1 protein-coding gene and 1 pseudogene are annotated in these 869 nt (G+C 65.7%); both read right to left on the bottom strand.

Annotated features, from left to right (window positions below):
• Positions 1-100: pseudogene (locus E4K09_RS30120) on the bottom strand (electron transfer flavoprotein subunit alpha/FixB family protein); the annotation flags it as partial.
• A gap of 15 nt (positions 101-115) precedes the next feature.
• On the bottom strand, positions 116-865 hold the full coding sequence (locus tag E4K09_RS05920; RefSeq protein ID WP_134495839.1) for an electron transfer flavoprotein subunit beta/FixA family protein: 750 nt from the start codon (positions 863-865) through the stop codon (positions 116-118).
• Between the last annotated feature and the right edge of the window lie 4 nt (positions 866-869).

Genomic DNA, 869 nt, shown 5'->3' with positions numbered 1-869 from the left:
TGTGCACCGGAGCGCCCAGGGCCTTGGCGGCGGAGAGCGCCTTGTGGGTGGCGTCCTTGACGTGAGCGTTGTCGTGCTCGGCAATCAGCAACGTGGTCATGGGTCTTGTTCCTTCTTAGAGCACGCCGGCTTCGACTTTCAGCTTCTGGACGAGTTCGGCCACCGACGCCACCTTCACGCCCGCCTTGCGGCCGCCGGGCTCGGCGGTCTTGAGCACCTTCAGGCGCGGGGAAACGTCGACGCCGAGCGCCTCAGGGCTGGTCTCGTCGAGGGGCTTCTTCTTGGCCTTCATGATGTTGGGGAGTGAGGCATAGCGCGGCTCGTTGAGGCGCAGGTCCGTGGTCACGATGGCCGGCAGCTTCAGGCCCACCGTCTGCAGGCCGCCATCGACCTCGCGGGTCACGTCGACCGAGCCCTCGCCCACATCGACCTTGAACGCGAAGGTGCCCTGCGGCCAGCCGAGAAGCGCCGCCAGCATCTGGCCGGTCTGGTTGGCATCGTCGTCGATGGCCTGCTTGCCCATGATCACCAGATCGGGGTTCTCCTGCGCGATCACGCCCTTGAGGATCTTGGCGACGGCAAGCGGCTCGACGGTCGCGTCGGTCTTGACCAGGATGCCGCGGTCGGCCCCCATGGCGAGCGCGGTGCGGATGGTCTCGCCGGCTTGGCTCGGGCCGATGGAGACGGCCACGATCTCGGTGGCCTTGCCCTGCTCCTTCAGGCGCACGGCTTCCTCCACGGCGATCTCGTCGAAGGGGTTCATGGACATCTTGACGTTGGAAAGCTCCACCCCGGACCCGTCCGCCTTCACGCGGATCTTCACGTTGTAATCGACAACCCGCTTCACACACACCAGAAGCTTCATTCGT

The sequence above is a fragment of the Microvirga pakistanensis genome, from assembly GCF_004458765.1.
In the GTDB taxonomy this organism is placed as follows: Bacteria; Pseudomonadota; Alphaproteobacteria; order Rhizobiales; family Beijerinckiaceae; genus Microvirga; species Microvirga pakistanensis.
Note: the sequence above shows the minus strand (reverse complement) of the source record. Positions and strands in the feature narration are given on the sequence as shown.

Coding starts and splice junctions, on each gene's coding strand:
- E4K09_RS05920 (WP_134495839.1), bottom strand. CDS start 865: ATGAAGCTTCTGGTGTGTGTGAAGCGGGTTGTCGATTACAACGTGAAG.